21 protein-coding genes are annotated in these 22,798 nt (G+C 49.1%); 8 read left to right on the top strand and 13 right to left on the bottom strand.

From position 1 onward, the window contains the following. A complete protein-coding gene (locus tag AC5JLB_RS15030; RefSeq protein WP_495874636.1) occupies positions 1-219 on the bottom strand; it encodes a DNA-directed RNA polymerase subunit alpha C-terminal domain-containing protein in 219 nt (72 codons plus the stop codon). Between the two features lie 107 nt (positions 220-326). Between AC5JLB_RS15030 and AC5JLB_RS15025 the strand changes: the two genes are divergently transcribed. After that, positions 327-971 carry an FHA domain-containing protein gene (locus AC5JLB_RS15025; RefSeq protein ID WP_495874635.1) on the top strand — a complete coding sequence of 215 codons (645 nt, stop codon included), beginning with the start codon at positions 327-329 and terminating at the stop codon, positions 969-971. Here the strand turns inward: AC5JLB_RS15025 and AC5JLB_RS15020 are convergent. The 5 genes from AC5JLB_RS15020 to AC5JLB_RS15000 all read right to left on the bottom strand — a co-directional run bounded on the left by AC5JLB_RS15020 (position 968) and on the right by AC5JLB_RS15000 (position 7,855). Further along, entirely contained in the window at positions 968-2,467 is a 1,500-nt protein-coding gene (locus AC5JLB_RS15020; protein WP_495874634.1) for a CoA-acylating methylmalonate-semialdehyde dehydrogenase, read from the bottom strand. The genes AC5JLB_RS15025 and AC5JLB_RS15020 overlap by 4 nt on opposite strands. 77 nt (positions 2,468-2,544) lie before the next feature. Then, positions 2,545-3,162 (bottom strand): Uma2 family endonuclease, encoded by a 618-nt coding sequence (locus AC5JLB_RS15015; protein ID WP_495874633.1) that lies wholly within the window; start codon positions 3,160-3,162, stop codon positions 2,545-2,547. Between the two features lie 169 nt (positions 3,163-3,331). Beyond that, positions 3,332-4,222: a pentapeptide repeat-containing protein gene (locus AC5JLB_RS15010; protein WP_495874632.1), complete on the bottom strand. Its 891-nt coding sequence runs from the start codon at positions 4,220-4,222 to the stop codon at positions 3,332-3,334. A 288-nt stretch (positions 4,223-4,510) separates the two neighbouring features. Further along, complete coding sequence (tatC, locus tag AC5JLB_RS15005; protein ID WP_495874631.1) at positions 4,511-5,320, bottom strand: twin-arginine translocase subunit TatC; 810 nt, start codon at positions 5,318-5,320, stop codon at positions 4,511-4,513. A gap of 357 nt (positions 5,321-5,677) precedes the next feature. Beyond that, complete coding sequence (locus tag AC5JLB_RS15000) at positions 5,678-7,855, bottom strand: lytic transglycosylase domain-containing protein (protein ID WP_495874630.1); 2,178 nt, start codon at positions 7,853-7,855, stop codon at positions 5,678-5,680. Between the two features lie 328 nt (positions 7,856-8,183). Between AC5JLB_RS15000 and AC5JLB_RS14995 the strand changes: the two genes are divergently transcribed. Next, on the top strand, positions 8,184-9,650 hold the full coding sequence (locus AC5JLB_RS14995; RefSeq protein ID WP_495874629.1) for a leucyl aminopeptidase: 1,467 nt from the start codon (positions 8,184-8,186) through the stop codon (positions 9,648-9,650). Between the two features lie 101 nt (positions 9,651-9,751). Here the strand turns inward: AC5JLB_RS14995 and AC5JLB_RS14990 are convergent, their stop codons facing one another. The 3 genes from AC5JLB_RS14990 to AC5JLB_RS14980 form a co-directional block, all read right to left on the bottom strand. Then, the gene (locus AC5JLB_RS14990) at positions 9,752-10,870 is read right to left on the bottom strand and encodes an LOG family protein (protein ID WP_495874628.1); all 1,119 of its coding nucleotides are present in this window, start codon (positions 10,868-10,870) and stop codon (positions 9,752-9,754) included. Between the two features lie 166 nt (positions 10,871-11,036). Next, positions 11,037-11,405 carry a thioredoxin gene (gene trxA, locus AC5JLB_RS14985; protein WP_495874627.1) on the bottom strand — a complete coding sequence of 123 codons (369 nt, stop codon included), beginning with the start codon at positions 11,403-11,405 and terminating at the stop codon, positions 11,037-11,039. 468 nt (positions 11,406-11,873) lie between these two features. Next, positions 11,874-13,037 carry a GuaB3 family IMP dehydrogenase-related protein gene (locus AC5JLB_RS14980; RefSeq protein WP_495874626.1) on the bottom strand — a complete coding sequence of 388 codons (1,164 nt, stop codon included), beginning with the start codon at positions 13,035-13,037 and terminating at the stop codon, positions 11,874-11,876. A 177-nt stretch (positions 13,038-13,214) separates the two neighbouring features. Here AC5JLB_RS14980 and sufU point away from each other — a divergent pair, with 177 nt between their 5' ends. The 4 genes from sufU to AC5JLB_RS14960 are packed head-to-tail and all read left to right on the top strand — an operon-like array spanning position 13,215 to position 16,642. Beyond that, complete coding sequence (gene sufU, locus AC5JLB_RS14975) at positions 13,215-13,679, top strand: Fe-S cluster assembly sulfur transfer protein SufU (RefSeq protein ID WP_495695143.1); 465 nt, start codon at positions 13,215-13,217, stop codon at positions 13,677-13,679. 26 nt (positions 13,680-13,705) lie between these two features. Continuing rightward, entirely contained in the window at positions 13,706-14,224 is a 519-nt protein-coding gene (locus AC5JLB_RS14970; protein WP_495874625.1) for a Ycf51 family protein, read from the top strand. Positions 14,225-14,233: 9 nt separating this feature from the next. Next, positions 14,234-15,394 (top strand): iron-containing alcohol dehydrogenase family protein, encoded by a 1,161-nt coding sequence (locus AC5JLB_RS14965; RefSeq protein ID WP_495874624.1) that lies wholly within the window; start codon positions 14,234-14,236, stop codon positions 15,392-15,394. A gap of 45 nt (positions 15,395-15,439) precedes the next feature. Next, on the top strand, positions 15,440-16,642 hold the full coding sequence (locus AC5JLB_RS14960) for an aspartate aminotransferase (protein WP_495874623.1): 1,203 nt from the start codon (positions 15,440-15,442) through the stop codon (positions 16,640-16,642). Positions 16,643-16,842: 200 nt separating this feature from the next. On the opposite strand, the gene AC5JLB_RS14955 is transcribed toward AC5JLB_RS14960, so the two are convergent. Both AC5JLB_RS14955 and moaA read right to left on the bottom strand, forming a co-directional pair. Beyond that, positions 16,843-17,835, bottom strand: a complete 993-nt coding sequence (locus tag AC5JLB_RS14955; protein WP_495874622.1) for a ribose-phosphate pyrophosphokinase — start codon at positions 17,833-17,835, stop codon at positions 16,843-16,845. 442 nt (positions 17,836-18,277) lie between these two features. Continuing rightward, positions 18,278-19,264, bottom strand: coding sequence for a GTP 3',8-cyclase MoaA (gene moaA, locus AC5JLB_RS14950; protein WP_495874621.1), 987 nt, complete (start codon positions 19,262-19,264; stop codon positions 18,278-18,280). Between the two features lie 219 nt (positions 19,265-19,483). Between moaA and AC5JLB_RS14945 the strand changes: the two genes are divergently transcribed. Beyond that, positions 19,484-20,686 (top strand): glycosyltransferase family 2 protein, encoded by a 1,203-nt coding sequence (locus AC5JLB_RS14945; RefSeq protein ID WP_495874620.1) that lies wholly within the window; start codon positions 19,484-19,486, stop codon positions 20,684-20,686. An 8-nt stretch (positions 20,687-20,694) separates the two neighbouring features. On the opposite strand, the gene AC5JLB_RS14940 is transcribed toward AC5JLB_RS14945, so the two are convergent. Next, complete coding sequence (locus AC5JLB_RS14940; RefSeq protein WP_495874619.1) at positions 20,695-21,450, bottom strand: endonuclease domain-containing protein; 756 nt, start codon at positions 21,448-21,450, stop codon at positions 20,695-20,697. A gap of 51 nt (positions 21,451-21,501) precedes the next feature. On the opposite strand from AC5JLB_RS14940, the gene uraD reads away from it, so the two are divergent. Beyond that, complete coding sequence (gene uraD, locus AC5JLB_RS14935; protein ID WP_495874618.1) at positions 21,502-22,002, top strand: 2-oxo-4-hydroxy-4-carboxy-5-ureidoimidazoline decarboxylase; 501 nt, start codon at positions 21,502-21,504, stop codon at positions 22,000-22,002. A 23-nt stretch (positions 22,003-22,025) separates the two neighbouring features. On the opposite strand, the gene AC5JLB_RS14930 is transcribed toward uraD, so the two are convergent. Then, entirely contained in the window at positions 22,026-22,757 is a 732-nt protein-coding gene (locus tag AC5JLB_RS14930) for an SGNH/GDSL hydrolase family protein (protein WP_495874617.1), read from the bottom strand. Positions 22,758-22,798 lie beyond the last annotated feature (41 nt).

Genomic DNA, 22,798 nt, shown 5'->3' with positions numbered 1-22,798 from the left:
CTATTGCAGATCGTTGAGAGGTAGGGTGAGACTGAACTTTTGCTCTAAAGCCGTGATCACTTCTTCTGAACACTCCTTGTCTAAAATTTCGAGGTCTTCTTGGGTGTAATTCATCAGATCTGCGATCGTGGCGATTTGCGATCGCTTGAGTGACCCCAGCGCTTTCATAGAAAGCTCCAGCGTTTCTACTGGAATTTGGTTAAATGTGTCTTGGGTCATAGCCAATAAATTTTGTTACTACCAGAATTGATCGTACCGGGTCAAATTCCGCTTTTTTGGGAAACTTTAGACCAATACTCAGATTGCGCCGTGCTAACCCACCTTCTATGACTATAGAATCCAACCTACTAGATTCCGTAAACGCTCCAGAGCAGAGTCCTTTTACCGAATGTCCAACGTCTAATCTGGCTCCGCAGGCTGAAGAATTTTGGTCAGATGATGCGTTTGCAAAAGGTCCGACGGTATCCATCGACCTTGAGAAAGAGCCGTTTGCCGTTTCGTCATCTTCTAAATCTCCTCAATACATTCAAGGTGTGTTGCAGGGCGATCAGGTTTATATTGTCACTAATCTAATGGGTGATTGCTCGCAAACCTTGCGCCAACCGCAGACTGCATGGACAATTGGACGGAATCGAGCGGCAGCTTTGCCCCTCCAAGATCGAAGTCTTTCTCGTCGCCATGCCGTGTTGCTCTATGTCGCAGGTGACGGATTTTATCTCGTCGATCTCAATAGCATGAACGGTTCGTATGTAAATGAGCAGCGGGTTCAGCAGCGACAACGGTTGCAAGACGGCGATCGCATCCGCATCGGTGGCACTGAGTTTGCGTTTTTCCTCAGCGCTGAAGCTCGGCTGTTAGAGCCGCTTCATCCTGAAGTGTTGGCTCGACTGACTAATACTGAGTCTCGCCAGTCGTATGTCGATTTTTCAGAGTTGAATGAAGAAATTTCATTTAATGTTCTGAAGCGCTAAAACTGCCGTGTCCAGTCTTGCCAGCGTTCGACAACCACTTTAGTTTGGGTGAAAAATTCGATTGCGTGTGCACCTTGCCCATGTAGGTCTCCGAAGAAGCTTTCTTTCCAGCCGCTAAAGGGAAAGAAAGCCATAGGAGCCGCCACGCCAATGTTAATGCCAATGTTTCCGGCTTCGGCTTCGTAGCGAAATCTGCGAGCGGCAGCACCACTGGAAGTGAACAAAGACGCCATATTTCCGTACTGGCTGCGGTTGACTAGCGCGATCGCAGCTTCAATACTGTCTAAATGAATCAAACTCAGCACAGGACCAAAAATTTCAGTTTTAGCAATTTCTCCGGTCGGATCGACGTTTTGTAAAATTGTTGGACGTACAAAGTAACCGTCATAGCCAGAAATATCAGGTTGCCGTCCATCAATTAACACGGTAGCGCCTTCGTGGGTCGCTTGCTGAATTAAGCTTTCAATTCGGGTTTTGCTTTGCGCCGTGATGACAGGCCCCATTTGCGTCGCTGGGTCAAGTCCAGATCCAACAGTACGAGCCGTAGCGGCTTCTGCGATCGCATCGGTAAACGTCTCTTTGGCGTCTCCCACCGTAATGGCAATCGAGGCCGCTAAACAGCGCTGTCCGGCGCAGCCAAAAGCGCTATCTGCCATGATTCGCGTCGTCATTGCAATATCGGCATCTGGAAGCACGATCACTGGATTTTTCGCACCGCCTTGACACTGCGATCTCTTGCCGTTGGCAGCGGCGCGACTGTAGACATACTTTGCGATCGCCGACGATCCGACAAAGCTAATGGCTCGAATCGTCGGATGATCCAACACCGCATCAACGGCTTCTTTTGCGCCGTTCACCAGATTTACAACGCCTTTTGGTAAATCGGTTTGCTCTAGCAGACGAAACACCATTTGCATTGTGAGCGGCACGCGCTCTGAAGGTTTGACAATGCAAGTATTGCCACACGCGATCGCATACGGCAAAAACCAAAATGGAATCATGCCCGGAAAATTAAACGGGGTAATGATAGCAACGACCCCAAGCGGCTGCCGGATCATCTGTTCGTCAATTCCTCTCGCGATATCTTCGGAGTTGTAGCCCTGCATCATCATCGGAATACCGCACGCGACTTCAACATTCTCGATCGCCCGTCGCAGTTCGCCTTTAGATTCAGCTAAAGTTTTGCCACATTCGAGCGTAATTGTGTGCGCAAGGGCTTCAAACTGATCTTCAAGTAAAGCTTTGAGTTTAAATAGATATTGCACCCGTTCTGTTGCGGGGGTGCGTCGCCAGGATTTGAACGCTTCTGACGCCGCTTGAGCCGCGCGATCGATATCATCCGCAGAAGAGAGCGGAACTTTGCCCAACGCTTCGGTGGTGGCAGGATTGATGACATCTAAATAGCGGTCAGTCGTTGGGGTAGACCATTCACCGTTAATATAATTTTTTGCGGTTGTTTCTGAGTTGTGCAACGCTGCGATCGCAGAATGATTCATGGTTTCTCTCCTCACTCTCTTTCATCTTGCCGTAACTTGTCTGAAAGCGATGAGCCGTGCTGTACCATCTCGTAAGTTTATTGCCCTGCTGCAAACATCGCGTCTGCTGTAATCGTTAATTCTGGAAAGAGCGGAGACTCAACGCGATCGCTGCCTCGAAATTGTCTCACTTCGTATTCCCCATCGATGAGTTGATAGATCGACAAAGTGGGCTGCTTAGGATTGCCGATGTATCGTCTGCCGCCCAAACCAAGGTAATCGACAATCCAGTATTCTGCGATGCCGAGCAGCTCGTAGTCTTTTAGTTTCGTCAAATAATCGTCTTGCCAGTTGGTGGAAACGACTTCTACAATCAATCCTACCGATTGCCCTAGCGTAATGATCGAGCCTTTTTCCCATCGAGGTTCATTTGAAATGGTGCGATCGTCGAGAATAATCACATCCGGTTCATAACCCGATTGATCGTCAAGGGATTTAACGAGGCATTCTGTTGGAATGAAGTAAGGAAGATGCAATCGTCGAATCTCAAAGTTTGCTTCTGCTGCAATAAATCCGCCAATCCGTGAATGTTTGCCTCTTGGTTTTGGCATTTCAATAATTTTTCCGTTGTGCAATTCATAGCGGTATTCTGAGTTTTCTGGATACCAAGCAATGAATTCATCGAAGGTAACTTGGGTTTGAAGAGTTTGAGTCATGGCGTTACTTCCAGTTCTTGTAACCTGCGGTTCTTTTGGAGGTGCACTTCGCGCAAATCGCGTACTTTATTCTGACATTTGTCAACGAACGTGACGAAGGGATTGACAAACCGACGGCTGGACTCAGCGTTTGTCAATCCGAACTTTAAGATTCAAGGTTACGCCCGTTCTAAAAAGTCGCGCTGCGCCGCTTCTGCACGTTTTGAGTAGCAATCAACGACAAGTAGCGCAAATTCATCTCTGAAAGCACCGCTTCTGACAAATTCGTTTCATCGATCTTGACGCCCATCATTCTCACATTGCTCAGATCCGATCGCGCCAAGTTTGCTCGACTTAAATTTGTCCACTGCAAATTTGCGCTCTGCAAAAATGCTTGTTCTAAGTTGGCATCTGTCAGATTCGCGCCCGCTAAATTTGCACCTTGCAGCATTGCCTCACGAAAATTTGAGGACGCTAGATTGGCTGATTTCAAATTTGCCCCACTCAGTTTGGCAGCACTTAAATTGATACCTGTTAAATTGAGTCCTTCTAGATCTACCCCATTCAAGAAGGCGTCTGCCAGATTGGTGTCGTTGAGAAATGCACCCTTTAAAGTTGCCCCGCTCAGTCTAGCGCTTTGTAGGTTTGCCCAACTGAGGTTTGCACCCCGCAAGTCTGCGCCACGTAGGTTAACCGAAAGGAGTTTTGCACTACACAAGTTTGCTCGCTGAAGGATTGCGCTACGCAGATTTGCGTGACTCAAATCTGAGCCTGTGAGGCGCGATCGCGTCAGGTCAGATTTCACCATAAACGCCCCGTTGAGCCGTGCCTTGGTAAGGTCAGTGTCAATCAAACACCCTTCACTGAGTTTAGTAAATTCTAGGTTTGCCCAGTTTAGGAATGCACCACTGAGATTCGCTTTGGTAAGGAAGGCTCGGCTGAGGTTTGCACCCGTTAGATTGGCATTTTCAAGGTTGATATCAACGAGCATTGCCCCTTTAAGATCAATGCTTCGGAGATCGGCTCCTGCAAAATTTCTTTCGCCCCTCTCGTATCGTCGGATGAGTTCGTTGATATCCATAACGTGACTTTGGCTAGGGATAGTTGACCTGTCTGTAGCAAAGCAAAGGTGTAGCCCCCTCAGTGTAGAAGTGGAAATTGAGTTTGTAGAGGACTTGTATTAGTTAAAGTCGGAAAGTAACAGTTTGTAATAGATGTTTAGCAGAGTTTAAGTTCGCGCGATCGCATACTCTCAAAAGATCGGTGAAGTGTGAGAGGGGACAGAACGCATTCTGCACAGATGATTCAGTTGCCCAGTTCCACTTCTCGCCCAACTCCGGTTGTTGGACATGAAAAGCTACAAGTTCACTCAACGCCCTAACAATTTAACGAACCCAATTCCGCTAAAGTAAAGCACCAAAATAGCTCCGCCCAATAAGCTTTGGGTCAAGGGATCGGTTGACGGGGTGATCACGGCCCCGACGATCGCGGCTCCTAACAAAACATACTTCCACGCTGCCAACATTTGTTTGGAGGAAATGATGCCCAAAAAACCGAGCAATGCTTGAATGACTGGAACCTGAAACGTTAATCCTGTTCCAAACATTAACAGTAAGATGAATTCAAAATAGCGATCGATTGACCACGCTTGCTCAACAACCTCTGCACCATAGGAGATAAAGAAATTTAACGCGGCGGGAATCAGCGCGATGTACGCAAATGCTAATCCACCTAGAAACAATGTGCTAGAGCCTAAGACAACGGGAGCTAAAAAGCGCTTTTCTTTTCGCGTTAGTCCTGGTGTAACAAACGCAATGATTTGATACAAGATAAACGGTGCAGATAAAATTAAGCCGCTATAGCCTGCAACCTTGATCGACACAAAGAAATATTCTCCCGGTGCAAGCTGAAGAAACTTAACGCCTTGCGCTGGTACTTCGAGGAGTTGGACAATCGGTTTGACAAAGCTAAAGCAGCCAATGACGCAGATCGCGATCGCAATCAGCGAGTAAAAAATGCGCTGTCTCAGTTCTTCTAAATGGTCAAACAGCGACATTTCAACATCATCAACGGCGTCATTTTCGTCAATGACCTCAGCCGAAGGATTAGCTGTCATCGTTGTGGCAGTCTCTTCAGCGCTATCTAGGCTATTGGTCTCTAGTTCCGAAGGAGCAGTCATGGGTCAAGCTTTCTATCGGGAGGATTGTACCTATTGTATCGGGGACGGTCTTTTGATGAATAGAATTAGGTGATGAATAGAATTAGAATGCGTCAATTCTGTTCGAGACTGAGATAACGCCTCAAAATTGCTCGCGCTTGGCTTAAAGACTTATCTCAAGTTGCCCCAACTGGGGGATCAGACGTTCTTTATCAAACCTATTGGGCACACCACAAATTAGTAAACGATCAGCAACCAAACTATTTTGTGTAGAGGTCAAGGTTTCTTCACGGCAAAAACGGCGAACTTGCCAGTCTTCTCGCTGACGAATTCGCCGTTCATGCTCGTTATGGTGCGCTAATTCACCCGTCAAATGAATTAAGACATCTGAGCAATGCGCTGTGAAAGCTCTGGGTTGTACAGCCGCATGTAATTCCAGTAATTACCTAGCACCGACTTCACGTATCCTTTCGTTTCGTCATACGGAATTTGCTCGACAAATTCGTCAGAGTCTTGGGTTTTAGACTTACTGACCCACTCTGCAACTGCTCCAGGGCCTGCATTGTAGCTAGCGACTGCCAGCATAGAGTTATTCGCATACTCTTGATGCGTGTGATCTAAATACCACGTGCCCAGATTGATGTTGTCTTGAGGATCGTCGAGTTTATATTGCTTCAGCTTGATATTGTCGGCAATGAAGGACGCCGTTTCGGGCATCACCTGCATCAGTCCAGCCGCTCCAACACTCGATTTAATCTTCGGCTCAAACCGGGACTCTTGACGAATCAACGCCGTGACCAACATCGGATTGAGTTGACGCTGCTGCGACCACGTTTCGATCTCCTGGACAAAGGGGAAAGGATACAGCGCTTGCCAATAAGCGGGTTGTTGAACGAGTTGCTGATACTGCTCTTTGTCTTCGGGCTTCTCGCGATCGCTCAGACTCGACACCATATAAATGCCATCTAAGTTGTCGCCGACGCCTAAGCGCATGATGCCATCCGTAAACTGTTCTGCCACGGTGGGATCGGTGCGATCGCGGTATTCGACTTGCCAATGTGCCCATGCGTCGCGGTCTTGCCCGATCTGATACAGTTCTTTCATGGCATCCGAACCCGCAGGCAGCACAGGACGGGTTGCTGGTTTCTGCACTTGTGGATTGAGCGATCGCACCGTGCTAAAGTCTCCCACGTTCCAACCCAACATGCTGGCAGAGCGCCACGCATAATACGATTCAGGACGCTCTTTCAAGACACGCTCAAAGGCCTGTTTCGCCTCCCGCCCTTGACCGAGACGCTGAGACCACTTGCCGACCCAAAATCCGGCTTGCGGGGCAATTTCACTTTTTGGACTATTCACGAGAATCGGGGCTGCCCATTCTTTGGCAAGCTTAATATCTCCCGCTTTGGCCCGATCTTGAGCATACATCCAGCGCATTTCTGCGGCTGCATCTGAATTGGCATGCTGGGTTAACAGGAGTTGACGCATCATAGCCGCCGTTTTAGTGCTCTTGAGAGTGTCGAGCTTCTTCGATTTCTCAAGTAACGCTTCCGCTGCCCGGCTTGGGAAATTCTGAGTAACCTGATCGTAGTACGCAATCGCGGTCTGAGGACTCTCTGCTAGGCTGCCCAAACGCATTAGCGCCAATCCCGCTTCATCGGATTGCGGAAACTGTTGAACGACTTGCTGATAGCGCTGTTCTCCACCCGGTTTACCTGTGAGATGCAGCCCCCGACCAGAACGATAAACACTCCTCGCGGTTTGAGGTGCCCGTGAATAGGCGATCGCGGCTTTGTCATAGACTTGGTTTTCCCAGTAGCCAAACGCGATCGCGTCCCAATCTTCGGGTTTCAGTTGGGGCGCAAAGCGGCTGGTGAGCGTGTCGAGAACGTCAGTATAGCCATCACTATCGACGCCATATTTCGCAAGCGTGAGCAGAACTGGAAGCTGTTTCTGATTTTTCTTAAAGCGAGTTTTGGCAATTTCGAGCGATCGTGGGTGCGCTGGAAACTTATTCAATGCTTGATCCCAATACTTAGGGTTATCTTTTCCTAAGAAAAAGAGCGCTTCTGCTGCCGCCGGATCTTTCGGATATTGCTTGAGCAGTTCTTGCCAAGCTGCGATCGTTTCTTTTGGCTTGCCTGCCGCCTCGTACGCTTGGGCACGCTTGAGCAGAATTTGCGGTGCGAGGACGGTGTAATCTTTCTCTAAATCTTTTAAGGGTTCTAACGCTTTCTCCCCTTGTCCCTGAACCACAAGATCGCTCGCCAACATATACCGAGCGCGGTTCCGCTCTAGCGACGGACTTAACTTCTCAACAGCCGCTTCTAAAGTCTGTGCCCGTTGTTTCGGAGACTGCATTACTAGCGGACTAACAAGTTTACTGGGTGCGCCAATCGTGTTCGGTTTGGAGTGAAATGGTTCTAACGATCCTAAACTCGCAGACGATTGAGTGTCCTGCTTCAATAATTTTTCGATTGGCAATACTGCGCCTGCAAGGAGCGCCAGCGCCCCGGCTCCGACTGCCAGTGAAATCCAGACCTTCCGTTCCTTCATCGACTATCTCCCAGGGGGTTGGGTAAAATCTCACAAGCTGTTAGCAGTTATAACAAAAATCGATTCTTCTTGACGATTAATTAAGCTAGGGATATCTCACAAGCCTTACTTTTGCCGAGCTTAGCGTAAGTCTAATGGTTAACACTACTCTTTTACCATCTAATTACATATACGGAACTTCAAATTTAACAGGTACTTGATATACCTTTAATTACTGAAGTCAGTTATCTGGAATTCGTGCGATTTGTCTGGCTAAAGCCCGGCCTCATCGTTTGTTTTTGAGCAATACTAGAAAACAGTGGTTGAACCCAAATGAAGGTAGTACTGGATGAATTTACAAGCAACGGGAACGTCGATTCTAGAATGGTCAGGAGAGGGTTTAGCGATCGGCATGTTTGAAGATGGGATTGCTCTTACAGGCAATCTGGAAACGTTAGATGGCAAGCTATCCGGCGCGATCAAAGATTTAATCGCCGATGTAGAATTTAAGGGTAAACCTGCTACTAGCGCCTCGACTCGGATTGCAGGTAGCCCCATTCGTAAGCTGATTTTAGTCGGGCTGGGCAAATCAGACCAAATGACGCTAGAAGGTCTGAGACGGGCAGGAGCCGCCGCCGCGAAGCTGGCGAAGCGCGATCGCTGCAAAATGGTGGGCATCAGTTTGCCGATCTTTAACAATGATGCCGCCGCTAGTGCCCAAGCGATCGCAGAAGGGGCTGAATTAGCCTTGTATGAGGATCGCCGCTTCAAATCAGAACCCGATGACACGCCACCTGTCGAGCAAATTGAATTACTGGGGCTAGCTGGGCAAGAGGCGGCAATCGAAAAAGCGCACAAGATTTGCTCTGGCGTGTTTCTAGCCAGAGAATTAGTGGCGGCCCCGGCAAATTATCTGACGCCAGTCACTATGGCAGAAACTGCTAGTGCGATCGCGTCGGAATTTGGTTTACAAGCAGAAATTCTTGAAAAAGAAGACTGCGAAAAGCTGGGTATGGGAGCCTTTTTAGGCGTGGCTCAAGCTTCTGATTTGCCGCCAAAATTCATTCATTTGATCTATAGACCCGATGGCGCAGCACGCAAGAAAGTCGCAATCATTGGCAAAGGCTTAACCTTTGATTCTGGCGGTCTCAATATCAAAGGAGCCGGGAGCGGCATCGAAATGATGAAAACCGACATGGGAGGAGCCGGGGCAACGCTGGGAGCCGCCAAAGCGATCGCGCAACTGAAACCCGATGTGGAAGTGCATTTCATCGTAGCGGCAACCGAGAACATGATTAGCGGTCGAGCCATTCACCCCGGCGATATTTTGACGGCCTCCAACGGTAAAACGATCGAAATCAACAACACTGACGCCGAAGGACGCTTAACGTTAGCCGATGCGCTGGTGTATGCAGAGAAATTAGAGGTCGATGCGATCGTTGATCTCGCTACGCTCACTGGAGCTTGCGTCGTTGCACTCGGTGACAGCATTGCTGGGTTGTGGAGTCCGAGCGACGACGTGGCAAATCAACTCGTCAGTGCGTCCGAACAGGCAGGCGAGAAACTCTGGCGGATGCCGATGGAGGAAAAATACTTCGAGAGCATGAAGTCTGGCATCGCAGACATGAAAAACACAGGCGCTCGCGCAGGCGGTGCAATCTCTGCGGCAATCTTCCTCAAACAGTTCGTTAAGGACACTCCGTGGGCTCACCTGGATGTTGCAGGACCCGTGTGGGCAGATAAGGAAAACGGCTACAACGGAGCAGGCGCAACCGGATACGGCGTTAGAACCCTAGTCAATTGGGTCACAAGCTAATCCTCCAGACCCCTCTCCAAGTAATGGTCTCTAAACAATGGAACGGATGGCGAATCGGTGAGCGATAGGATTGATTCGTCGTCCGTTCCTCTATTCTTTGCTTATTTGCGCTCTGGATGAGCCGAGTCCTCCAGCGAAGGCGTGCCCCACTCATTGATTGCGCGAATCATTTGATAGAGCCGTCCCAAATCTCTCTGATTGAAATAAAATATCAGACGCGGTAAGTCGGCGGTCTCGTCTCTCGTTTCTTGAGGTAACGCCTGGCTTTTCTCAATGCTGCCAGCTACTAAAATATCACTGAAGCGATCGTTGAGTTTTTGCACCGCTTCATCCGATAGCTCTGACTTCAACCGCATCACCAATTGATGTCCCACATAGCGGCTGGAGTGATAGACCTGGTAGAAACTCGAAATCGCATCGCAAGCTACTTCCAAATTATCGGTCAGGGTATAAAGGCTTGGATCGTCAGGGCTAATTAACCCCCGCTTTAGAAGTTGCTTATCAATGTATTCTGTCCAATCGTGCCAATAGTTCCCACCTGGCTTGTCAATCAACACCAGAGGCACAGGAGCGGCTTTCCCGGTCTGGGTCAAGGTCAAGCACTCAAATGCCTCATCCTGTGTCCCAAATCCACCGGGAAACAGTGCCAATGCATCACTCTCTCTTAAAAAGAAGACTTTTCGTGTAAAGAAATACTTAAACGGAATCAGCTTCGGATCGCCTTCAATAAACGGATTTGCGCCTTGCTCAAACGGGAGTTGAATATTGAGACCAAAGGAATTCTCGCCTCCTGCTCCTTCGTTACCCGCTTGCATGATGCCACCACCTGCACCCGTAATCACCATGTATCCCTGATCTGTTACACACCGAGCAAACTCTTTCGCCATCTGATACTCAGCCGTGCCTGGCTGAATCCGGGCAGAGCCAAAAATGGCAATTTTGCGAACGTGGCGGTAAGGATAAAACGTAGTGAATGCCCGTTCCATATCCTGAACAGAAGCATTGAGAATCTTCCAGTCCAATCGCTCAATGTCTTCTCCAGCAACCCGCGCGATCGTACTCAACGCCTGAGCAACCATATCGCCATGTTCCAGCTTCGGCAGGTGATCAATTAACTGGTTTACCGTCGCTCGAAGCGCCTCTATGTTCAACGACGGACGGTTTGTTCTATGAATTTCAAAAGGATTTTGGTTTGCAAGGTCCGAAGGATCAACAGCCATGAACTCCTCCACGCGGTGGCATTCTATTTTAGTCGAGATTCCGACAGGTCGTAAGACCTCAGCAATACCGAAAAACGCCCCAGCTTGGGCTGAGGCGCTAAATACTGTTGGAGTATGATGAATGGATTTGAACAGATGAAGCTGAACAACAGATACCAAACCCGGTCTAGAGATACTTCTCTAGCGTGTTCGACAACGTTGTCTTCGGCACTGCGCCGACCACCATATCTACACGCTGTCCACCCTTGAAGATCATGAGAGTGGGAATGCTGCGGATGCCATACTTGCTTGCAATGCTGGGATTGTCATCCGTATTGACTTTTACGACCTTGACCTTGCCCTCAAACTGCGCTGCGATTTCATCTACCACAGGCGCTACCATGCGGCAGGGACCGCACCAGGGTGCCCAGAAATCGACTAAAACGGGAACCTCGCTTTGCAGCACCTCTTGGTCGAAGGTAGAGTCTGTAACTTGTGCGGCTGCTGACATGCCTGAAAATCCTTGCCTATGCTCATTTGACAGAAATTCTACCATAGCAAAAACGACATGTCGCGGTTGCAGTGCATATACAAATAGATACAATTTTTGTCCTGAGGTAGGAGACAAAGATGCGGATGAAGGGAAATGAGATGAATAGACGAGGAACGCTTTCGGCAACGCTTCGCAGGGACAAAACAGAAGGATAGAAAAAAAATTATGGATGCGCGTGAGTCAGTCTTGCAAAGTCTTCCATCACGGTTCCCCTTCATCCCTCATCCTTCATCCCTTTTAAAAAGGAACCGCCTGAACCGGAGTTCAGGCGGAGTGTGGTGTGAGGAGTGAACGGAAACATGCGTCTCCGCTCCCTTTATTGTAGACGACATATTTAGTTTTACCAGTGCTTCACAAAACGACAGGTAAACTCTTAAGAAAGCGATCAGAATCTAATCAGTGGTTCGCAGTTCTTAAAGTTTTTCGCGCGATGTTTGTAGTTAAAACTCATCGTACCTCAGAAAGACGGCTCTATTTGCCCATCCCCAATTGTTGTGCCTTTTGGTAGACTTTTCCTTCGGTTAATAACGATGGTGCAATCACAACTTCGACTTGCTGCATTTCCTTGATGTCTTTTGCTCCCAAGGTTCCCATACTGGTTTGCAGTGCCCCTAGTAGGTTGTGAGTGCCATCGTCTAACTGAGCCGGACCTCGCAAAATTTGCTCTAGGGTTCCAGTTGTGCCGACTCGGATGCGAGTTCCTCTTGGCAGAACTGGACTTGGCGTTGCCATACCCCAGTGAAACCCGCGTCCTGGTGCTTCTTGCGCTCTGGCAAAGGGCGATCCAATCATCACCGCATCTGCGCCGCAGGCTATACATTTACAAATGTCGCCTCCGGTAATTAAACCTCCATCGGCGATCACCGGAATGTAGGCTCCAGTTTCGTGATAAAAATCATCGCGAGCTGCCGCGCAGTCTGCAACTGCCGTCGCCTGAGGAACACCAACCCCCAAAACACCACGAGAAGTACAAGCGGCACCCGGACCAATGCCAACCATAATGCCAGCAGCTCCTGCTTTAAGCAGGTTCATCGTTACGTCATAGGTCACGCAGTTGCCGAGAATGACGGGGATTGGCATGTCCTGACAAAACTTGGCAAGATCGAGCGGGGTAGTCGCGTCGGGTGAGAGATGGGCAGTCGAAACCACGGTGGCTTGAATAAAGAACAAATCGGCTCCTGCATTTGCCGCAATTTGTCCATAGTTCATCGCCGCGATCGGGGTTCCGCTCACTGCCGCAATGCCGCCCTGCTGCTTAATTTCTTGGATGCGCTTTTCGATTAACTCCGGCTTGATTGGCTGCGAATACAGTTCTTGCATCAAAGGAACGAATTCGGTTGCCCCTACCGATGCAATGCGATCGAGAATCGGGTTGGGATCGTCGTAGCGCGTCTGCACGCCTTCTAAATTCAGCACCCCTAGTGCACCCAGCTTCGAGAGTTGAACTGCCATACCGACATCAACGACCCCATCCATTGCACTAGCGATGATCGGAATTTCTCGTTCGATGCCGCCAATGCTCCAGCGGGTATCTGCTAGTTTTGGATCGAGCGTCCGCCCTCCTGGAACTAGCGCAATTTCATCGAATCCGTAAGCCCTGCGAGCGGTTTTGCCCCTGCCAATTTGAATGTCCACGCCATTGTTCCCCAAGAGTATTTGGATAGAGTATCAAATTTCAATTCCGATTGTGTGGGAAAAATGGGGTGTAGGGGAAACGCGAATAGATTGGAGCGGGAGTCTTGCAGGGTCGATTAGGGGAGACCCTGATAGGATGGAATTAGAAATAGAGCTTGTGCAGAGAAAGAAAAACTCATGACTACGGGTAATTTACGCGATCTCTATCAGCAAGTTATTCTTGAGCGCTACAAAAAGCCCAAGTTTCGCGGCGTGACAGAGCCAGTTCATCGCCATCAGCGCGGGCACAATCCGTCCTGTGGCGATACGATCGAGTTGACGGTGCAGCTAAATGAAGCGGGCGATCGCATCGAAAATGTGCGGTTTGAGGGCGAAGGTTGTGCGATCGCGATGGCATCCGCCGATCTAATGGCAGAAGCAATGCGCGGTAAAACGACTGAAGAAGCTCTAGAAATGGTGCAGCGCTTCCAAACGATGATGCAGGGTCAGGCTGAGTTTCCGACAGAACACCGGAAGCTCAATGTGATGCAAGGCGTCTCTCAATTCCCCGTCCGAATCAAATGTGCCACTCTAACCTGGCATACTTTGAAAGCCGCTTTAGAATCGTCTACTCAACCGGCTGAATTTGTCAGCAACGAATAAGGCGTTGTTCCTCTCCTTTCCCCACTATGTTTGAAACTGATCAACTCTTTACTAGCGCTCAATGGTCTGGCATTGCCACGATCGCCTTTGCGGTCTTCACGATTTTGGCGTTTCTGTTTAAGTGGGGCTTTCGCTTCCGATTGGTTGGGGCCACAGGCTTTATGACAGTTTTGACGGGCGGAATTTTTGCCCTTGCCCTTGCCCTTTATACCCGTCCTAGCATTCCGAACGCTGTGCATTACTCGCGGGTGTTCGATACTGGAGCTGCACAGATTGTGATTGTTGTGCCTCCCACCGTAACCGAGACTCAACTCGAAGCGACGATGCACCAAGCCTCTTTAGATCTATTTTCACCTGGACGGTTATCGCAAGGCAGCAATCGCATGAAAATTCGTGTCCGCACGATTACGCATCCCAAGCCAGGCGTTTCTCAGCCATTATATTTGGGTGAAGTTCAGCGATCGCTCTCCAAGCGTGACGATCCCCAAGCGACATTTGATATCTACCGCGATCGCGTGGCTCAGCTTTCTCAATCCAACGCTTAACGTTCTGACATGGCTACTGCAACTGATGCTTTGATCTCGCTGTCGATTGCCCCGGCTCAAGTGATTCGAGGATTTAATGCTTTAGAGCAGATGGGAGACGCGATCGCCCGACTGGGATCACGTCCCTTAGTCGTGGGCGGAGATCGCACATTAGATCTGATTAAACCGCGCCTCAAGCCGCTCTTCAAAGCGCACCATTTAGGAAGCGCCAAAATTTCCTACGGTAAAGACTGTAGTGAAACAGCCCTTCAATCGATGCAGCAAGCCGTTGCTGATCATCAAGCGGATCTGGTGATTGGGGTTGGGGGTGGTAAAGCTTTAGATGCCGCGAAACTGTTGGCATATCAGTGCAAGCTGCCGATTGTGACCATTCCAACGTCTGCGGCGACCTGTGCCGCTTGGACAGCCCTCTCGAACGTCTATTCCGAGCAACATGCGTTTCTCTATGATGTGGGCTTAGCGAAATGTCCAGACTTACTAGTTTTAGACTATAACTTGGTTGCAACGGCTCCTCAACGGACGCTTGTTGCAGGAATTGGAGACGCGATCGCCAAGTGGTACGAAGCCTCGGTCAGTAGTGGTCAATCGGATAAAACGCTCCTCATTGCTGCCGTTCAGCAAGCGAGAGTCCTGCGCGATATTCTGTTTCAAAAATCTGCGGCGGCCTTAAACGAACCGGGCGGAAAGGATTGGCAAGAGGTCGTAGACGCTTCAGTATTGATGGCAGGTGTGATTGGCGGCATCGGCGGGGCGCAGTGTCGCACGGTAGCGGCTCATGCGGTTCACAACGGACTGACGCATTTGCTCTCAAGTCATGGTGCGCTGCACGGTGAGAAAGTAGCATACGGAATTTTGGTGCAACTGCGGCTCGAAGAAATGGTTCAGGGTAATCAGCTTGCGGCAACTTCGCGGCAGCAGTTGCTTAAGTTTTATAGCGAGATCGGTTTGCCGCAGACCTTAGCCGATTTGGGGTTAAATGAGATTACGATCGCTGAACTAAATCATGCGGCGGATATCGCTTGTCTACCTGCTTCCGATCTGCATCGCTTGCCCTTTATGGTCGCTCCCTCTCAACTGATGGCCGCGATGGTTTCAACTACGGCTCCTGCTTTGAGCGCAAAACCAGACATTATGGCGGTGTATCCTGAGCTACGTTCTGAGGTAGAATAGCCAACCTGTAGCCGCTTTTTATCGTCATTCATTCCTCACGTTCCCATGAGCCTGTCTTGGATCTCGACTGCCGATCGCTTAAGTTCTCTGCCTCAATACGTGTTTGCTCGATTGGATGAGTTGAAAGCCAACGCGAGAGCGCAAGGGGTTGATCTGATTGATTTGGGAATGGGAAACCCAGATGGAGCGCCTCCAGCACCGATTATAGAAGCGGCAATCAGAGCGCTAGAAGACTCTCGAAATCATGGTTATCCTCCATTTGAAGGCACGGCAAATTTCCGCCGTGCAATTACCGACTGGTATGGTCGCCGCTACAATGTTGAGCTTGATCCCGATGGTGAAGCACTGCCATTGCTAGGCTCGAAAGAAGGATTAACGCATCTCGCTTTGGCGTATATTAATCCAGGCGATCTGATTCTAGTTCCAAGTCCATCCTACCCGCCCCATTTTCGCGGTCCCTTAATTGCTGGAGCAGAACTTTACCCATTGGTTCTGACCGCAGAAAACGATTGGTTAATTGATTTAGCCGCCATTCCTGATGATGTCGCTAGGCGTGCAAAGATTCTCTATTTCAACTATCCGAGTAATCCAACGACTGCCACTGCACCCCGCGAATTTTTTAAGGACATTGTTGCGTTTGCTCGCAAATATGAAATTTTGCTGGTTCACGATCAGGCGTATGCAGAACTTGCGTTTGATGGCTATCAGCCGACCAGCTTGCTAGAAATTCCAGGCGCAAAAGAGATTGGGGTTGAATTTCACACGTTGTCAAAAACATACAATATGGCAGGCTGGCGCGTTGGGTTTGTGGTTGGCAATCGCCATGTCATTCAAGGATTACGCACCCTCAAGACGAATTTAGATTACGGCATTTTCGCGGCTTTGCAAACCGCCGCCGAAACTGCTTTGCAATTACCTGACAAGTATGTGTTCGATGTGCAAGAACGCTACCGGGGCCGTCGAGATTTCTTAATTCAAGGCTTGTCAGAACTTGGATGGTCGATTCCTAAACCGAAAGCCACGATGTATCTATGGATTCCTTGCCCGATTGGTATGGGATCAACTGATTTTGCGCTCTCGATGCTACAGCAAACGGGAGTGGTAGTGACGCCAGGAAATGCGTTTGGTGCAGGCGGCGAAGGCTATGTACGAATCAGTTTAATTGCCGAGTGCGATCGCTTGGGTGAAGCCCTCGACCGATTAAAGCAAGCTAACATCCGCTACGACACCTCTAAAGTTGCAGTTTAGATAGAAACTCTGTAATACAAAAAAATCGCTACAACCGAAGACCAAGCGGTGTTTAAAGTGAAGCCGGAGTTTCGCTTTGTGCTCATAGTTTGGTGTGCAGGTGAAACTCTAATGCGGCTATCTCAATTAGTAACTCACCTAAAAATATAGGGTGGCAATAGATACCAACCCTAAACACCTAGACAAATTAATCGGCGATTTTACCGGAACATGCTGCTAACCGAGCTATCTTCGTGAATCCGCCAAATGGTTTCACCGAGGACGTTTGCCACCGAGAGAATCGTCAATTGCGGAAAGCGATCTTTTTCAAGCACTGGAATCGTGTTTGTTACGATGACCTCTTCTAAAACGCCGCTCGATAAGCGCTCGATCGCAGGCGGCGAAAAGATTGCATGAGTAGCACAGGCATATACTTGGCGCGCTCCTTCTTGACGCAGTAGTTTCGCTCCTTCTGTGATCGTACCTGCGGTGTCAATCATGTCATCGACCAGCACTGCCGTTTTGCCTGCCACATCCCCAATCACATTCATGACTTCGGCGACATTATGGGCTTGACGTCGTTTGTCAATGATGGCTAACGGAGCGTCGTCGAGTTTTTTCGCTAAGGCTCTCGCCCGAGCAACCCCTCCGACATCTGGTGATACCACCACAATGTCGGGAAGTTGTTTGCTCTTAAGATAGTCGATCAGGGCTGGAGAACCATACACATGATCTAGCGGAATATCAAAATAGCCTTGGATTTGAGCCGCATGCAGATCCATCGCAAGAACGCGGTTTGCTCCAGCTTGTGCGATCAGATTGGCAGCTAACTTGGCGGTAATCGATTCTCGTCCCGCTGTTTTGCGATCGGCTCTCGCATAGCCATAGTAGGGCAGCACCGCCGTGATTTGCCTTGCAGATGCCCGCCGACAGGCATCAATCATAATCAGCAGTTCCATCAAGTGATCGTTTACGGGTCGGCACGTCGGCTGAATCAGGTAAACGTCACACCCTCGAATGGACTCTTGAATCTGAACGTAAAGCTCGCCGTCTGCAAACCGTTTCCGCACCATCGGACCGAGATCCATGCCTAGGTAGCGTGCAACTTCTTGAGAAAGCGCAATGTTCGCTGAGCCAGAAAGCAGCCGGAGACGATTATTGTCAGGCAGAGAAGGCAGAGTAGACAGAGGAGTGAGTGTTGCAGAACGGATCACAGTAAGCCCTCAAACGCGTTCACCGCAATGTTATCACTGAGGCATTGAAACCGTCGCCTCAGTTTGTGCCGATCTAAACTGTTTGCTCCTTGAGAAAAGAGCAAATGCTTTATTAAGACTGGACTGCTGACCTGGTATAAAAGCTTGCTCAAAGATTCTTCATCCTGTCAGGAGAATTTGTAGATGTAGGTAGATGACCGAGGCAGCAGAGTTGTTAAATAATATTCAACGTCACTTATTCTGCCAAATTTGTTTCACGATCGCAATCTATTTCACCAATGATCTGACCCTAGTATGCAGGGACAGTTTCTTCTAGTGAAGAATTGCTTTTCGTCTAAAAATGTGCTTTTCAATACCATTCTAGAGTTGCCACCTCACAATCTCAGATCCACATTCTTTCCAGCTTTGAAAGTAGCCATATCAGAGTTAGACGCATCTAAAGTCAGCCGCCGATTTGTGACATGGTGCGATCGTAGGTTCCTGTTGTGCCTGAGTCTCGCTGTTTGTAGTTAATTTCAGGCTTGAGCATGAGTAAATCACTCACCTGTTGTCGTAGTTCCACGGTCGAAACCCCTAATCTTAGAGCCGTTCGCAGGTCAAGCTGTCCAACTTCATTGAGCAAACATGGGCGTAACCATCCGTCTGCCGAGAGCCGCATTCGGTTACAGCGATCGCAGAAACATTCTGACATTTGACTAATAAATCCTAGTGTCCCTTTTGCTCCAGGAATTTTGAATACATCAGCAGGGCCATTGCCTTTTACGTAAGCTTCGGTCAGTCCCCAGCGTTGCTTGACTTGCTGACGAATCGTTTCTGAGTCAATCCAGCCTTTGTTGTCAAATAATTCACTATTTCCGATAGGCATGAATTCGATGAATCGAATATGCCACTCGCGATCGCGACTTAGGGCAGCCAATTCTAGTACTTCGTGATCATTCACCCCTGGAATGACAACAACATTTAGCTTTAGGGGACTAAAGCCTATCTCATATGCCGCCTGAATGCCATTCCACACTTGCTGCCAGCGAGATCTCCCGCGTTGTCCAATAATTTTGTCGAAGGTTTCAGGCTCTAATGAATCGAGGCTGATGTTAATTCGCCGTAAGCCAGCGTTGTAAAGATCTTGCGCCATGCCAGAGAGCAAAAAGGCGTTCGTTGTCATGGAGAGATCTTGGGTTTGGGGTAGAGATGCGATCGCCCGCACAATGTCTACCACGCCGGGGCGAATGAGTGGTTCTCCTCCGGTCAATCGAAACCGAGTAAATCCGACGGGAATAAACACGTCTCGTAGCAGCGTCAGCAATTCATTCTGCGACAGCAAATTCTGTTGCAGGACGTAGTTGAGATCGGTTCCTTCGGGCATACAGTACTGACACCGGAAGTTGCAGCGATCGATCAGACTGATTCGGAGGTAATCAACTCGATTCATACCTTCATTGTGACTGATATGAGTGATTGCTTCAATTTTTAAGAAGCGATTGCTTCAATTCTCAGAAAGAATTATGTAAGAGATGATGTAGAGACATTTGATCGGAGTGCCATCATCAGCCACTTCGAGCAGTATCACATCGAAGCGTCATGCTAAACACCTCATCCTACAATCTAAGCTAGGGCGAGAATCGCCTGCTGTGTCTATAAGGGTTTCAACGTGCTATTGCTATGCCTTGTTCTGGGTTTGTCGCTGGTTGCGATCGCGCTGTTTTTCAATAATCTGCGTCGCTCTGCATCTCAAGCAATCTCCCTCGTTCCCGGTTCTGTTTCCGATTCGTTGCGCCAGACGTTACCCAAAATCTCAGTGATCATCCCGGCTTACAACGAAGCGCCTAACATTGAAACGTGCGTGATCTCTGTATTAGAGAGTACTGATTTAGCCGCCGATCAACTAGAAGTTTTGGTTGTCGATGACCAATCGACCGATGAAACCTTTGCGATCGTTGAACTGCTCCAATCCTCACGGCACGACGATCGCTTGAAACTCATCGCCGGACAGCCTCGCCCCGTCAATCAAACTTGGATGGGCAAGAACTGGGCCTGTACTCAAGCAGTAGCACAGGCGACAGGCGACTATTTCTTATTCTTAGATGCTGATGTGCAGCTTAAACCTGGCTGCTTAGAAACGACAGTCGCTTTTGCCCAGCAGGAACAGATCGACCTGCTGACCTTTTGGATGACGATCGTCTGCGCTTGTTTTGCAGAATGGATTGCCCAGCCGGTGATCGCAAATCTGCTGGCAGTCGGATATGAGTTTGCAAGCGTTAATGACCTGGATAATGAAAGGGTGTTTGCGGTCGGACCCTTTATGCTGTTTCGTCGCAGCGCGTATGAGCAGATTGGCGGACATCGTGCCGTGGCTGACTATGTGGTAGAAGACGTTGAACTAGGGCGACGCATTAAGCAGCATCGCCTCAAACTCTGGTACGGCTTGGGTCATGAATTGGCACAGGTGAGAATGTATCAGTCGTTTTCGGCATTGTGGGAAGGATGGACGAAAAATTGGCACTTGGGATCGAACCGAAATTGGCGTGCCACGCTTTACACAGCATCCATCACATTTTTGGTGTTTGCAGTGCCGCTCCTGGGACTGCTGATTGCCGTTACAAGGGGCATTGTGGTTGGCTTTGATGGTTGGACGATTGCCGCAGCCGCGTTGGCTTTAATCGGCATAGTTCTGCACTACCCAATGCGGCGAGTGACTCAGCAATTGACGAACATTCCTCCACGGTACTGGTGGTTGGCGGGACTTGGCGGAATTGTAGTGAGCGCGATCGCAGTAGCGTCAATCATCAAAGTTGAAACCGGATGGGGTTGGACATGGCGCGGACGAGAACTTGTCAATCAGACTCCACGGTAAAAGCAAGATCACACCACAAATTGGTCATTGCCACACGTTGAACACTGGACATAATGCCCCTGCCATCGCACCGCTTCACCGCAGATCGGACAGTAAAACGTTAGCTGGCTATTGGCGATCGCCGCTGACTGATTCGCTTGATTCTGCCGTCGCCGTTTTTTCTGAGGTTCCGGTTGCGACGCGCTCGATAGATAAGAATCGCGGTAGGCACTGTCTGCCATCTGTTGTGCGTCCTCTCGACTCCAACGCCGCTCAGGTTTGAGCGTGGGAATTTGCCTGAATGGAGTCATCAAGGCATTGTTACCCGTCAAGGAGGCGATCGTAGCTGCGATCGCTTTACAACAACTTGCTGGAGTCTTCACCACCTGAGCCTCACTAAACCGGATCACAACCCACCCTTGATCCAGAAAAAACTGATTTCGAGCCGCATCTTTAGGGCAGTCCAACACGTGTAGCGGTTGCTTTGAAATGTGGCTATACGGTTCATCGACTTCAATATCAATGTGGAGCACACTTGAATCGATGTAGGCAAAATCAGGCACATACGGTTGCTGTAAACCAGAACGCTGAACCAGCAATCCGGTATAGATTTTGCCCGGAAAGTACTGCCACAAATCTCGTTCAAATTGGGTTTCTGAGTGACCTTTAGGAGCGCTATGGTGGATTCCGACAGGGCGAACCGTTTGACGTAAAATCTCTAATCGTTCCGTAGGGGTAAGCCTTTGCAGAGCGGGTGGAATCAAAATGGTTGGTAATTTTTCCATATTTCCATTCTGCCGTTTTGCTTTATGGTGTAGGGGACAACGGCAACCATCATGATGTATTCAATTTCAGCCTTAAATGGAATGGATCAGGCGGCGTTTGTTGAAGCGTTGGGATTTGTGTTTGAGGAGACTCCTGCGATCGCACAGCAGATTTATCACCAGCGCCCGTTTTGCGATCGCTCAGATCTACATCAAAAGATGGTCGCGCAGGTTAATGCTATGACCGAGACAGAGCAATTTGCGCTGATTCGCGCTCACCCAGATTTGGGCAGTAAAGCGAAAATGGCAGATGCTTCGGTTCAAGAGCAAGCCGGGGCAGGACTCAATCAACTAACGTCCGCAGAATATGAGCAGTTCCAATCGCTCAATGAGGCTTACAAAACTAAGTTCGAGTTTCCGTTTATTGTGGCGGTTAAAGACTATACCAAAACGACAATTCTTGAGACCTTTCAGCAACGATTGCAGCACGATCGCACCACAGAGATGCAGCAAGCCTTGGCGCAAATCTGCCGCATCGCTTGGTTTCGGTTAGTCAATGTTGTGGAGCCGTGAGCCGCAGTTTAAGAATTAGCAGATTAAAAATTAGCAGAGCCAATCATTCTACCGTTAAACAGTTTTACTAATACCTGTCGGTAGATGCGTTTGCCACTGTCATTCAAATGCACCCCATCGGAGGTAAGAGCGCTCTTGAGACTGTGATCGTTAAACAGAGGTTGGAGGTCTGAGCCATCGAGTTGCACATTCTCTTGATCTGCCACTTGTTGAATTAAGGCGCTGATCTCATCTACTCGTTCGATCGATCCTGCTTTGCTAGGGTCAAGACTAGCCGCGATCGTGGAATAAAAAGCAGGCAACACCGTGATTTCTGTCGCGCCCATCGCTCGAACAATCGCGATCGACTGCCTTAAGTTATTGGCAAATGCTCTGTTGTCGATGACATACCAAGCATCATTCGTCCCAATCGCAATGATTGCTTTTCTGCACTGCACATTGGACGCATATAGCATTTTTAACTGTGCCAGCATTGAGACCGAGCTCTGTCCCCCGATCGCGAAATTAAAGGTAGACTGTCCTAGCGAATTTCCCAACCCCGATGAAATGGAGTCGCCAAATAGGCATCCTTTAAACTGACGATCGTGAACAGTATTGGCTTGTCCTTGCACTTTCAATCGCCACCACGCAGAAGACGGTAAGTTATCCGCATGAGGAGCCGCCATCGATAGTCCAGCTAGAAGTCCAGTCATTCCTAAACACAGTGCCACGGTTGCTAAAAGGCGCGGCTTGGCTAAAAGAGTTGACTTGAACATGGCTTTCATGCGGTCTGACAGATCCTTAAAAATAAGTATTC

Source organism: Myxacorys chilensis (genome assembly GCF_059505265.1).
Note: the sequence above shows the minus strand (reverse complement) of the source record. Positions and strands in the feature narration are given on the sequence as shown.

Bases quoted from the DNA above. Each gene is read 5' to 3' on its own strand.
- AC5JLB_RS14930 (WP_495874617.1), bottom strand. From the start codon at position 22,757: ATGTTCAAGTCAACTCTTTTAGCCAAGCCGCGCCTTTTAGCAACCGTG.
- AC5JLB_RS15010 (WP_495874632.1), bottom strand. From the start codon at position 4,222: ATGGATATCAACGAACTCATCCGACGATACGAGAGGGGCGAAAGAAAT.
- trxA (WP_495874627.1), bottom strand. From the start codon at position 11,405: ATGGTAGAATTTCTGTCAAATGAGCATAGGCAAGGATTTTCAGGCATG.
- AC5JLB_RS14960 (WP_495874623.1), top strand. From the start codon at position 15,440: ATGAGCCTGTCTTGGATCTCGACTGCCGATCGCTTAAGTTCTCTGCCT.
- AC5JLB_RS14965 (WP_495874624.1), top strand. From the start codon at position 14,234: ATGGCTACTGCAACTGATGCTTTGATCTCGCTGTCGATTGCCCCGGCT.
- AC5JLB_RS15020 (WP_495874634.1), bottom strand. From the start codon at position 2,467: ATGAATCATTCTGCGATCGCAGCGTTGCACAACTCAGAAACAACCGCA.
- AC5JLB_RS14995 (WP_495874629.1), top strand. From the start codon at position 8,184: ATGAATTTACAAGCAACGGGAACGTCGATTCTAGAATGGTCAGGAGAG.
- AC5JLB_RS14970 (WP_495874625.1), top strand. From the start codon at position 13,706: ATGTTTGAAACTGATCAACTCTTTACTAGCGCTCAATGGTCTGGCATT.
- AC5JLB_RS15030 (WP_495874636.1), bottom strand. From the start codon at position 219: ATGACCCAAGACACATTTAACCAAATTCCAGTAGAAACGCTGGAGCTT.
- AC5JLB_RS15025 (WP_495874635.1), top strand. From the start codon at position 327: ATGACTATAGAATCCAACCTACTAGATTCCGTAAACGCTCCAGAGCAG.
- moaA (WP_495874621.1), bottom strand. From the start codon at position 19,264: ATGAATCGAGTTGATTACCTCCGAATCAGTCTGATCGATCGCTGCAAC.
- AC5JLB_RS15000 (WP_495874630.1), bottom strand. From the start codon at position 7,855: ATGAAGGAACGGAAGGTCTGGATTTCACTGGCAGTCGGAGCCGGGGCG.
- AC5JLB_RS14940 (WP_495874619.1), bottom strand. From the start codon at position 21,450: ATGGAAAAATTACCAACCATTTTGATTCCACCCGCTCTGCAAAGGCTT.
- uraD (WP_495874618.1), top strand. From the start codon at position 21,502: ATGATGTATTCAATTTCAGCCTTAAATGGAATGGATCAGGCGGCGTTT.
- sufU (WP_495695143.1), top strand. From the start codon at position 13,215: ATGACTACGGGTAATTTACGCGATCTCTATCAGCAAGTTATTCTTGAG.
- AC5JLB_RS14990 (WP_495874628.1), bottom strand. From the start codon at position 10,870: ATGGCTGTTGATCCTTCGGACCTTGCAAACCAAAATCCTTTTGAAATT.
- AC5JLB_RS15015 (WP_495874633.1), bottom strand. From the start codon at position 3,162: ATGACTCAAACTCTTCAAACCCAAGTTACCTTCGATGAATTCATTGCT.
- tatC (WP_495874631.1), bottom strand. From the start codon at position 5,320: ATGACTGCTCCTTCGGAACTAGAGACCAATAGCCTAGATAGCGCTGAA.